General features: G+C 73.8%; 9 protein-coding genes. 7 read left to right on the top strand and 2 right to left on the bottom strand.

Annotated features, from left to right (window positions below; genetic code table 11):
• Positions 1 to 6 precede the first annotated feature (6 nt).
• Entirely contained in the window at positions 7 to 1779 is a 1773-nt protein-coding gene (locus ACZ4WV_RS22520) for a 2-isopropylmalate synthase (protein WP_465749396.1), read from the bottom strand.
• Positions 1780 to 1946: 167 nt separating this feature from the next.
• Here ACZ4WV_RS22520 and ACZ4WV_RS22525 point away from each other — a divergent pair, with 167 nt between their 5' ends.
• The 6 genes from ACZ4WV_RS22525 to ACZ4WV_RS22550 all read left to right on the top strand — a co-directional run bounded on the left by ACZ4WV_RS22525 (position 1947) and on the right by ACZ4WV_RS22550 (position 8664).
• On the top strand, positions 1947 to 2639 hold the full coding sequence (locus ACZ4WV_RS22525) for a FadR/GntR family transcriptional regulator (RefSeq protein ID WP_465749421.1): 693 nt from the start codon (positions 1947 to 1949) through the stop codon (positions 2637 to 2639).
• A gap of 438 nt (positions 2640 to 3077) precedes the next feature.
• The gene (locus ACZ4WV_RS22530; RefSeq protein WP_465749398.1) at positions 3078 to 5984 is read left to right on the top strand and encodes a sensor histidine kinase; all 2907 of its coding nucleotides are present in this window, start codon (positions 3078 to 3080) and stop codon (positions 5982 to 5984) included.
• Positions 5981 to 6427 (top strand): roadblock/LC7 domain-containing protein, encoded by a 447-nt coding sequence (locus tag ACZ4WV_RS22535; RefSeq protein WP_465749400.1) that lies wholly within the window; start codon positions 5981 to 5983, stop codon positions 6425 to 6427. Before ACZ4WV_RS22530 ends, ACZ4WV_RS22535 begins: the two co-directional genes overlap by 4 nt.
• A gap of 6 nt (positions 6428 to 6433) precedes the next feature.
• On the top strand, positions 6434 to 6898 hold the full coding sequence (locus tag ACZ4WV_RS22540) for a DUF742 domain-containing protein (protein WP_465749402.1): 465 nt from the start codon (positions 6434 to 6436) through the stop codon (positions 6896 to 6898).
• 2 nt (positions 6899 to 6900) lie between these two features.
• Positions 6901 to 7500: a GTP-binding protein gene (locus tag ACZ4WV_RS22545; protein ID WP_465749403.1), complete on the top strand. Its 600-nt coding sequence runs from the start codon at positions 6901 to 6903 to the stop codon at positions 7498 to 7500.
• 30 nt (positions 7501 to 7530) lie between these two features.
• On the top strand, positions 7531 to 8664 hold the full coding sequence (locus tag ACZ4WV_RS22550; protein ID WP_465749405.1) for an FAD-dependent monooxygenase: 1134 nt from the start codon (positions 7531 to 7533) through the stop codon (positions 8662 to 8664).
• A gap of 93 nt (positions 8665 to 8757) precedes the next feature.
• On the opposite strand, the gene ACZ4WV_RS22555 is transcribed toward ACZ4WV_RS22550, so the two are convergent.
• A complete protein-coding gene (locus tag ACZ4WV_RS22555) occupies positions 8758 to 9516 on the bottom strand; it encodes a serine hydrolase (RefSeq protein WP_465749407.1) in 759 nt (252 codons plus the stop codon).
• Between the two features lie 419 nt (positions 9517 to 9935).
• Here ACZ4WV_RS22555 and ACZ4WV_RS22560 point away from each other — a divergent pair, with 419 nt between their 5' ends.
• Entirely contained in the window at positions 9936 to 11165 is a 1230-nt protein-coding gene (locus ACZ4WV_RS22560) for a serine hydrolase domain-containing protein (protein WP_465749409.1), read from the top strand.
• The last annotated feature ends 169 nt before the right edge of the window (positions 11166 to 11334 follow it).

The following is an 11334-nucleotide window of genomic DNA, read 5'->3' on the forward strand; positions in this document are numbered from 1 at the left end:
GCCCCATCATGCCTTTCGTGCGCCGACGCCACCGGCGCCGGCCCGCCCGGCGCCAACCCGCCCGGCGGCAGCCCGCCCAGCCGCAGCCCGACCGGCCGCGCTCAGCACCGCCCGCACGCCCGCCGTGAGCACCGAGGCGTCCCGCCCGGCCCCCCACACCACCGCGCCGCCGATCCGCGCCTCGACGTAGGCGACGGCGTCCGGGCTGCTTCCGGCCTTGTGCTGGCTGAAGGAGAGGATCTCCGCCCCGACGGCGTCCGCCACGGCGTCCACCGGCCCGGCGCCGGTGCCCCGACGGCCGTTCACCTCCGCCCAGTCCTCGCCGACCCGCCAGTCCCAGGAGGCGTGCCCGGCCGCCAGGTACTCCGCCCGGAACAGGCCGTAGAGCTCCTGCGCCGTCATCTCCCGCCCGCTGCCGTCGGTCGCCTCCTGCACGACCCGCGCGAAGTCGATCTGCAGGCGTCGCGGCAGCTCCAGCCCCTCGCCCGACTGCAGCAGGTAGGCGATGCCGCCCTTGCCCGACTGGCTGTTGACCCGGATCACCGCCTCGTAGTCGCGCCCGAGGTCCGCCGGGTCGATCGGCAGGTAGGGCACCGACCAGGGCGCCTCCCGCTCGGGGACTCCCGACGCGGCGGCGGTGCGGGCGTGGTGCGCGAAGCCCTTCTTGATGGCGTCCTGGTGGGTGCCCGAGAAGGCGGTGTGCACCAGGTCCCCGGCGTACGGGTGCCGCTCGTGCACCGGCAGCCGGTTGCAGTGTTCGACGGTGCGCCGGATCCCGTCGATGTCGGACAGGTCGAGCATCGGGTCCACTCCCTGGGTGTGCAGGTTGAGCGCCAGCGTCACCAGGTCGACGTTGCCGGTCCGCTCGCCGTTGCCGAACAGGCAGCCCTCCACCCGTTGCGCGCCCGCCAGCACCGCAAGTTCCGCGCAGGCCACGCCCGTTCCGCGGTCGTTGTGCGGGTGGACGGAGAGGATCACCGAGTCGCGCCGCTCCAGGTACCGGTCCATGTACTCGATCTGGTCGGCGTACACGTTCGGGGTGGCGATCTCGACCGTCGCGGGCAGGTTGTGGATGACGGGCCGGTCGGGCGCGGCGTCCCACAGCTCGGTCAGTCCGTTGCAGACCTCCAGGACGTAGTCCGGCTCGGTCAGGTTGAACACCTCGGGCGAGAACTGGAACCGTACGCCCTCGCGCCCCTCGCCCAGCCGGGCCATCCGCTCCGCGGCCGCCGTGATCAGCGCCCGCAGTTCGTCGCGTTCCTTGCCCAGGACGACCTCCCGCCACAGCGGCGCGGTCGCGGTGTAGAGGTGGACGACGACGCGCGACATGCCCTCGACGGCCTCGAAGGTACGGTCGATGAGGTCGGCCCGGGCGGCGGTGAAGACGACCACCGTGACGTCCTCGGGTACGGCTCCGGGGGTGGTGGCGAGTTGCCGGACGAAGTCGAAGTCGGTCCGGCTGGCGGAGGGGTAGCCGACCTCGATCTCCTTGAAGCCCATGGCCAGGAACAGGTCGAACATCCGCTGCTTGCGCGCCGGGTCCATCGGCTCGGCGAGCGCCTGGTTGCCGTCGCGCAGGTCGACCGGCACCCACAGGGGCGCCCGCTCGATCCGCCGGCCGGGCCAGCGGCGCAGCAGGGCGGGGACGTGGACCCGCTCGTGGGCGGGGCGGTAGCGGTGGGAGGGCATGGCGCCGCCGCGCTGGGGGTTCCAGGCGGGGGCGTCGGCCGGGACTGGCCCGGCGGGGGCGTGCACGGCGGAGCGCATGGGTGATCGCATGGGGTGTCCTCGACTGGGAGATACCGGCGACCGGCAGGACGACGCCCCGCAGCGGGGTGCCGGTCCGGTCACGCCCCGCTGCGGCCGCCAAGAAGGAGAAGGCTCCACCGCTGCATGCCGGGTAGAGTAACCACGACCGAAGTCCTCAGACAACCTGACAGGTGACGATGATGCCCCCGCTCCGCCCCTCCCCCCTCGCCGAACAGGCCGCCACCCGGCTCGAGGAGCGCATCAGGGCCGGCGAGTGGCCGGTCGGCGGCAAACTGCCCGGCGAGGTGGCGCTCGCCAAGGACTTGGGCGTGGGCCGCTCGACCGTCCGGGAGGCGCTGCGCACCCTCGCCGCGGCCGGGATGGTGCACAGCCGCCAGGGCTCGGGGGTGTTCGTGACGGCCGACCGCCCGACCGCCGGGGACTGGGCCGCCCGACTGCGCGCCGCGGAGCTGGCGCACGTCTACGAGGTGCGCACGATGGTCGAGGTGCAGGCGGCCCGGCTGGCGGCCGAGCGCCGGACGGCGGCGGACCTGACCGCGGTGGACGCCGCGCTCGCGGCGCGGCTCGCGGCGGGCGGGGCGGACGACGCCGGCTTCGTGGCCGCGGACATCGCGCTGCACACGGCGATCGTGGCCGCCGCCCACAACCCCGTCCTGGATGACCTGTTCGCCCAGTTCGCCCCCGTGCTGCGGGACCATCTGGTGGCCCTGGTCGGCCTGTTCGGTCTGCGCGACGAGGATCCGAGCCACGGATACGCCTCGCACGAGCGGCTGGTGCGGGCGCTGCACGACGGCGATCCGGAGACGGCCGGGCGGGCGCTGGCGACGGAGCTGGAGGCGACCCGCTCCCGGCTGCTCGGCGCCCGGTAGCGCGAGCCGGGGCGCACGGCCCGGGCGGTCGAGCCTTCCGGAGGGGGCGTCACACAGTCTTCACCTCTCGGCCATCCACCGGACGCGCGCGACGTTGACAGTGTGTCAAGCGCCACTGACCCGGGCCGCTTCGAACCCGAACGGTCAACACGCGGGTGACATTGTGTCGAGTCGGTGCACAAGCACCGCCCAGGCAGCGAACGGGCATTCACTCCAATCACACGGTATGACTAGTATCGCTTCGTCAAAAAGCCCGTGCCCGGACGGCCCGTGCCTCATCGGCCGGCCGCCAGCCCCTAGGAGTCTGCTCTGCGCGCGCGTGCGAATCGGCGACCCCCGACGCCGAAGGCCCCCCGCAGGCGGCCACGCCTGTCCCTGCGGACGGCGCTGCTCGTCCTGGCCGTCGTCCCCAGCCTCGCCCTGGTCACCCTGTGGGCGGTGACCAGCGGTGAGACCGTCTTCGACTTCCAGCGCCAGGCCGCCCAGGGGATGCTGGCCCAGAAGGCCGGCCAGCCGTCGAACATCGTCTACTACAACCTCCAGGAGGAGCGCCGGCTCAGCGCCGAGGCGCTCGCCCGGCCCGGCTCCAACACCGACCAGCTGCGCCACCAACGGCAGTTGACCGACGACGCGGTGCGCCAGTTCCAGACGCTGTCCGGCGAGACCGCCGACCACGCCCCGGACGACGTCCGCACCGCCGTCGCCGAAGCCCGCCAGGCCATGGGCAAGCTCGCCGAGCAGCGAGCCGCGGTCGACCGCGGCTCGGTCGACCAGCAGACGGTCTTCGCCTACTACACCGACCTGATCGCCGTCGACCTGCGGCTGTTCACGGCGCTCAGCCACGTCGACGCCGGCGAGGTCACCTGGGTGTCCAAAACCCTGGTCAACTCCTTCTGGGCCAAGGAGATGCTGGCCCGCGAGGACGCGATCCTGGCCCGCGGCTGGCCCGCCGGGCGCCTCAGCACCGCCGACTACCAGCAGGTCCAGCAGCTGATCGGGGCCCAGGACCACCTGTTCACCGTCCAGGTCGTCCCGTACGTCCCGGACGGCGAGGCCGGCCCCTGGCACGACCTGATGAACGGTCCGGCCTGGCAGGCCAAGGCCGCCGTCGAGCAGCAGCTCACCAAGCCCACCGCCGCCGACGCCAACGGCGCCGTCCGACTGCCGGCCGCCCAGGACCAGTGGCGCCAGGCCGTCGACCAGCTCAATCCACAGCTGGTCAAGGCGATCGAGACCCGCACCAGCGCCATCGTCGAGGTCGGCAAGGGCACCATCCTGGACCTGCTCACCCGGGTCGTGCTGACCACCGTCGTCGGCCTGATCGCCGTCGTCGCCGTCGTCATCGCCTCCTGGCGGATCAGCCGCTCGCTGCGCCGCCGGATCAAGGAGGTGCAGACCCAGGCCGAGGAGATGGAGCGCACCCTGCCCGAGGTGGTCGACCGCCTCGGCCGCGGCGAGCAGGTCGACGTCGAGGCCGAGACCCGCGCCGTCACCACCGGGCCCCACGGCAACGGCACCGACGAGCTCGCCCGGCTCGGCCAGTCGCTCAACCTGGCCCGCGCCGCCGCCCTGGCGGCCGCCGTCCGGCAGGCGGAGCAGCACCGCGGCTTCGAACGGCTGCTCCAGCGCATCGCCCGCCGCACCCAGCTGCTGATCGGCCGCCAGCTGCGCAAGCTGGACGAGCTGGAGCGCCGGCACGAGGACCCGGAGGTCCTGGAGGGCCTGTTCGACCTCGACCACCTCACCGCCCGCCTGCGCCGCTACGAGGAGAACCTCGTCATCATGGCGGGCGGCCAGCCGCAGCGGCGCTGGCGCAAGCCCGTCCCGCTGCTCGACGTGCTGCGCTCCGCCCAGGGCGAGGTGCAGGACTACCGCCGGATCATGATCGACGTCGAGGGCCACCCGTGGCTCTCCGAGCGGGCCGTCGGGCCGGTCGCGCACGTGCTGGCCGAGCTGATGGAGAACGCCACCACCTTCTCCAAGCCGCCCACCCCGGTGGAGGTCCGGGCCGCCATGGTCGGGCGCGGGCTCGCGGTCGAGATCGAGGACCGGGGCCTGGGCATGGACCCGGAGCAGTACGACGCGGCCAACGAGCTGATGAGCCGGCCGCCGCGCACCGACGTGCTGGCCCGGGCCGACGACATCCGGCTCGGCTTCTTCGTGGTCGCACGGCTCGCCGCGCTGACCGGGCTGAAGATCGAGTTCCGGCCCTCGGCCTTCGGCGGCACCCGGGTGGTCGTGCTCGTCCCGGACGAGCTGGTCATCGACGGCGACACCGGGCTGCCGGACGCCGCCCCCGTCGAGCCGATCCCGCTCGTCCGGCGCTCCCGCCGGGCGCTGCGCTCCGCCTCCGACGAGGCGCCGCAGCCCGCGCTGCCGGTGGGGCCGCCGGTCGCACCGGTGGACTCCGTCGGGTCGGTGGCGACCTTCGCGTCCGTCGAGCACGTCGCACCGCCCTTTCAGGGGCAGGCGGTCGTGGAGCCGGCGTTCGCGGAGCCGGTGTTCGCCGAGCCGGTGTTCGCCGAGCAGGCCGCGCAGGGACAGGCGTTCCCGGAGCAGGCCTACGGTCAGCAGCCGGACGGGCCGGAGCCTTACGCGCACGGCCTCCCGCACGAGCAGCCGATCGAGCACAGCTCCCCCGTCGACTCGTCGCCCGCCTACGAGGCCCCGCCGACGCCGGGCGCCCAGCCCACGCCCGACGCCCCGTTCCCGAGCGCCCCGTTCCCGAGCGCCCCGTCGCCGGTCACCCCAGCCCCGGACGCCGTCTCCCCCACGCCGGACACCCCCGCCTACCCGGACATCGCCTACGCCCGGGTCACCGAGGCGGAGGCTCCGTACGCCGACGAGCAGTACCGCCCGGCCGACCACTACCGGCTGGCCGAGCGGCGCCGGCGCCGGGAGTACGCCTCCGCCGTGCCGGTGAGCCCCGTCGAGGGCGGCCAGCCTCCGCTGCCGCAGCGCGTCCGCCAGGCCAGCCTGGCCGCCGAGCTGCGGGTGCCGCCACCGCCCCGCCAGCAGTGGGTCGATCCGGCCGCCGGGCAGTCCGCCACCGGACAGGCCGCCGGGCCCGCCGCCGACCCGTTCCACCGGCCGGGCCGGCCCGACCAGCCGGAGCGCTCCGGGCGGCCGGTGCGCCGCTCGGGCGCGACCATCGGCGCCTTCCAGCGCCAGTCCCGCGCCGCCCGCGCCCAGGACAGCGGCGAACACCCGTTGCCCCGGGCCACCGCCGCCCCGTCGGCTCCCCCCGGCACACCCGCCGGCCCCCCCGCCTCCGCGTCCGCCCCGTCCCCCTGGGCCCTGCCGGCTGCGGAACCCCGAATCACACGAACGGATGACCAGTCATGAACCGCACGACCGCCACCCACCAGGACCTGGACTGGCTGCTGGACGGACTCGTCGACTCGGTGCCCGGGACCCGCAACGCCGTCCTGCTCTCCGACGACGGCCTCGTGGTCAGCCACTCCCGCACCATCGACCGGGCCGACGCCGAGCGCCTGGCCGCCGTCGCCACCGGTCAGCAGTCGCTCGCCCGCGGCGTCGGCCAGCTCTTCGACGGCGGGCCGGTGCACCAGGTGATCGTCGAGCTCGCCGAGTGCTGGCTGTTCGTCATCGCGGCCGCCCAGGGCACCCACCTGGCCGTGGTCGCCTCCCAGGAGGTGGACGCCGAGGTGATGTCCGTCGCCATGCACACCCTGGTGCAGCAGGTCGGCCAGAAGATGACCACCCCGGCCCGCGCCGAGGGGGCGCCCGCGTCCTTCGACGTCTTCGCCAGCCGGAACCGGGGCTGACGCCGCGTGGGCCCGTACAGCGAGCCGGGGGACGGCTGGGCGCGCGGCCGGGTGCCGCACTGGAGCGAGCTGGAGGACGAGGAGGCGGAGGACGAGACGGGCGTCATGGTGCGCCCGTACACCATCACCCGCGGCCGGACGGCGCCCGAGCGCGACGACCTCACCCTGATCACGGTGCTCACCACGGTCGACGAGGAGGCCGACGCGGCCCTGGCGCGGGGCAGCCGCGCCGGTGCCCGCGGCCTCCAGCCCGAGCACCGGCTGATCCTCGACCGCTGCCGGCGCCCGGCGGCCGTCGCCGAGGTGTCGGCCGGCCTGGACCTCCCGGTCTCGGTCACCAAGATCCTGCTGGGCGACCTCGTCGCCCAGGGCCTGCTGAAGGCCCGGGCACCGCTTTCGGTGGCCCGCGCCGCCGGGGGCGTGGACCTCGGCCTGCTCACGGCCGTACGCGAAGGACTCCGGAGACTCTGAACATGGCAACGCCCCACTCCAGCCGTTCCGTTGACGGGATCGCCGCCCCGGCCGCCGTCAAGATCCTGATCGCCGGCGGCTTCGGCGTCGGCAAGACCACCCTGGTCGGCGCGGTCAGCGAGGTCGCCCCACTGCGCACCGAGGAGTACCTGACCACGGCCAGCGTCGGCGTGGACGACCTCACCGGCATCGACCAGAAGGACACCACCACCGTCGCCCTGGACTTCGGCCGGATCACCGTCAGCCCCGAGCTGGTGGTCTACCTGTTCGGCACGCCCGGGCAGGAACGGTTCTGGTTCATGTGGAACGACCTGGTCAACGGCGCCCTCGGCGGGATCGTCATCGCCGACACCCGGCGGCTGGACACCAGCTTCGCGTCCATCGACTTCTTCGAGAGCCGGGGCATCCCCTTCGTGGTCGCGATCAACTGCTTCCACAGCCACAACACCCGCACCCCGGACGAGATCCGGGCCGCGCTCGACCTCGACCCGCAGGTGCCGATGCTGATCGGCGACGTCCGCGAGCGCGCCTTCGGCCGGGACCTGCTGCTCGCCCTGGTCGACCACCTGATGGACCTCGCCGCCGTCGCCCCCGTCGGCTGAACCCCCCTCCCCGGACCGGAGTCACCCCCCATGACCACACCCCTGCGCGTCCTCGTCCACGGCGGCGGCATCGGCGGCCTCACCCTGGCCACCGCCCTCGCCCGCCGGGGCCACCACGTCGAGGTCGCCGAGCTGCGCGACCGGCTGGAGGCGCTCGGCGTCGGCATCATCCAGCCCTCCAACGCCCTCCACGTGATGCGCGAGATCGGCGTGCTCGAGGAGTGCCTGGCCGCCGGCTTCGAGTGGGAGGTGCTGACCATCTGCGACCCGGCCGGCGCCACCCTCGCCCGGATCCCCCAGCCCCGGATGGGCGACGCCCCCTCCAACAACGGCATCCCGCGCCCCGCCCTGGCCCGGGTGCTCGCCGACGCCGCCACGGCGGCCGGCGCCGCCGTCCGCTTCGGGACGACGATCGAGTCGGTGAAGGACGACGGCGAGGGCGTGGACGTCACCCTCGGCGACGGGCACGCCGGCCGCTACGACCTGGTCGTCGGCTTCGACGGCATCGGCTCGCCGCTGCGCCGACACCTGTACGGAGACCGGCACGCCCCCGCGTACACCGGCTTCGCCAACTGGCGCGTCACGCTGCCCCGTTCACCCGAGGTCCGGGGCGTGGTGATGTCCACCGGCGACCTCAGGGCCAAGGCGCTGCTCACCCCGATCAGCGAGGAACTCATGTACCTCGGCTCGGTGTTCGCCGAGGCCGAGGACTTCCGGCCGGACCCGGAGCGCGCCCACGAGCAGCTCCGGGAGCGGCTGGGCGGCTTCGGCGGCCCGATCGCCGAGGCCCTCGCCCAGGTCACCGGCCCGTCGGCGGTGGTCTACTCCCGCATCTCCCAGGTCACCGTCGAGGACCCCTGGCACGTCGGCCGGATCGCCCTGGCCGGCGACGCCGCCCACGCCTCCACCCCGCACCTGGCCCAGGGCGCCGCGATGGCCGTCGAGGACGCCCTCGTACTCGCCCAGAGCCTGGACGCGGCGGACGACGTCCCGGCGGCCCTCGCGGCGTGGGAGGAGCGCCGCCGCCCGCGCGCGCTGTGGGTGCAGGCACTGTCCCGGGCGATCCTCAAGCAGGAGACGGGGACGCCGACGACTGCGGAGGAGGACGAGCTGCTGAAGGTCGGCATCCCGGGCGCGGCCCACGTCCTGGTCAAGCCGTACTAGGGACGGCCACCGTCCTCGGGGCCCCGCTCCACGAGCGGGGCCCATCGCCTTCCTGGCGAGGCGTTGCTGTGGCGCCGGAGCAACGCCCCGCGATCAGCGAGTGATCTGCTTGCGCCGCTTCCAGACCGCCGCCGAGACCCGGGCCAGCAGGCGGGCCGCCGGGTCGCCCCGGTCCGCGCCGGAGGCGAGCGGGCCGGTGTAGCAGACGGCGATCAGGTACGGCGGGCAGTCGTAGGGGTGGACCAGGCCGACGCAGTGCCGGGCGCCGGGGATCCAGCCGTTCTTGAACGCGATCCGGGTGCCCGGCGGCAGACCCGCGGCGAGGTCCACCCGGAAGGCGTTGTGCTCCAGCAGGGCGAGCAGCTCGGGCTCGTCGGCGAGCGAGTGCAGCAGCCGCACCAAGTCCCGGGCGCTCACCCGGTTGTGCACGCCCGCGTCGCGCGCCGCGTAGTCCTCGATCCCGCGCGGGCTCGCGCTGCGGGTGGCTCCGGCCCGACGCCACACCTCGGCGACCGCCCGGGGGGTGGTACGGGCCAGGCAGAGGTTGGTGGCGAGGTTCGAGGAGTGGGTGATCATCCGTTCGGCGAGCAGCCGCAGCGGCACGTGGCTGCCCAGCAGCTCCCAGGGCAGCGGATCGCTGTCCCAGTCCGGATCGTTGCCGAACTCCCCACCCACGGCCGACCGGTGCCGGTTCACCACCGGCACCTCGGCATCGAGATCGGCCCCACCGCGCACGAGCGCTGCGAGCACCGCGACTTTCATCGTGCTCGCAGCATCGTGCAGTTCGTCCGGCGCACGCATGAACACCGGCTCCGGATCGCTCGCCCAAGGGGCCACCACCACGGACAACATGGCGGCAGGATAGAGGAGATCGGTCGGACTTCGGTGGTCCCCGCGAACGACACGAACACCTTCCACGCGGCGGGGTCGAAGGCCAGCTGCGGCCGGGCGGCGGCGCGATCCTCTGCACGCCCGCTCCCTGCGTGCTGCTCCTCGCGCTGTTCGCCTGGGCTCGGACCGCCGCCCCGTGAGCCAAGGGGGGGCACCGCCGAAGGCGACGCTCCCGCCCCTCCCGCCCGGCGACAGCCCGTTGCAACGCAGGACCCCTGTCGGCCATTGCGTTCAATGTCACGACCATTGCAACGAAGAGCTGGATTACCCCTTTGGACATGGCCACATGGCCCCTCTCTGACGTTGACGGATTCGTGAACGCAATGTAGCTTCGTCGTCGTTCAGCGAATCCCGAACACTCACGCAGGGGGAGATCCACCATGGGCAAGGACAGCAGCGGCTTCACCGACGCCGGGCTGCGCAAGCTGCGCGACGTGCTGGCGCGGCACGTCGACTCGGGCGCGGTCCCCGGGGTCGTCGCCCTCGTCGGCCGGGGCGACGAGACGCACGTCGAAGCGCTCGGGACGATGCGCCACGACGGTGGCGCGCCGATGCGCCGGGACACCATCTTCCGGATGGCCTCCACCTCCAAGCCGGTCACGATGGCGGCGGCGATGGTCCTGCTGGACGAGTGCCGACTGCGCCTGGACGACCCGGTGGAGCAGTGGCTGCCCGAACTCGCCGACCGCCGCGTGCTGAAGAGGATCGACGGTCCGCTGGACGACACCGTGCCCGCGCGGCGACCGATCACCGTACGGGACGTGCTGACCTGCACCTTCGGGCTCGGCATGGACATCACGGCGCTGGGCACCCCGATCATGAACGCCATCATCGAGCAGGGGCTGACCCCCGACCTGCCGACGCCCATGCCCGAGCCCGACGAGTGGATGCGCCGCCTCGGCACGCTCCCCCTCATGCACCAGCCCGGCGAGCGCTGGCAGTACCACATCGGCAGCGATCTGGTCGGCGTGCTCGTCGCCAGGGTCACCGGTCAGCCGTTCGAAACCTTCCTGCACGAGCGCGTCTTCGCGCCGCTGGGGATGGCGGACACCGGCTTCCACGTTCCCGCCGACAAGCTCGACCGCCTGCCCACCCTCTACGCCCCCGACGCGCAGACCGGGGAGTTCCACGTGTGGGACGAGGCGGCGGACGGCCGGTGGAGCAAGCCTCCGGCCTTCCCCGGGGGCGGCGGCGGGCTGGTCTCCACCGCCGACGACTACCACGCCTACTTCCGGATGCTGCTGAACCACGGGCTGCACGGGGGCGAGCGGATCCTCTCCCGACCCGCCGTCGAGCTGATGACCGGCAACCGTCTCACGCCCGAGCAGAACGCCGCCCGCACGGCGATGGCCCTCGAGAACGTCCACCTGTCCTTCGGCCAGGGGCAGCACGGCGGCTGGGGCTTCGGCATGGCCGTGCGCACCTACCGCGGCGACTACGCGCCCGTCGGCCAGTTCGGCTGGGACGGCGGCAGCGGCACCTCCACCTACGCCGACCCGGAGTACGGGCTCACCGGCGTCCTGCTCACCCAGGTCGGCATGTCCGCCCCGAACGCGGCGCGGCTGATCCACGACTTCTGGACCACCGTCTACCAGGCGATCGAGGACTGAGAGCCGCCGGCCCGCCGGCCGACGGACAACACAAAGGAAGAGGAGTGGGGGGGGGGGGGGGGGGGGGGCGGCCCCCCCCCCCCCCCCCTCTCCCCCCCCCCTTCTTGTCTTTGTGGGGTGAGAGCGCAGGACAGACACCCCACCGAGGTCCCCCACGCCCTAGAAGGAA

The sequence above is a fragment of the Kitasatospora sp. NPDC029312 genome (assembly GCF_055569215.1).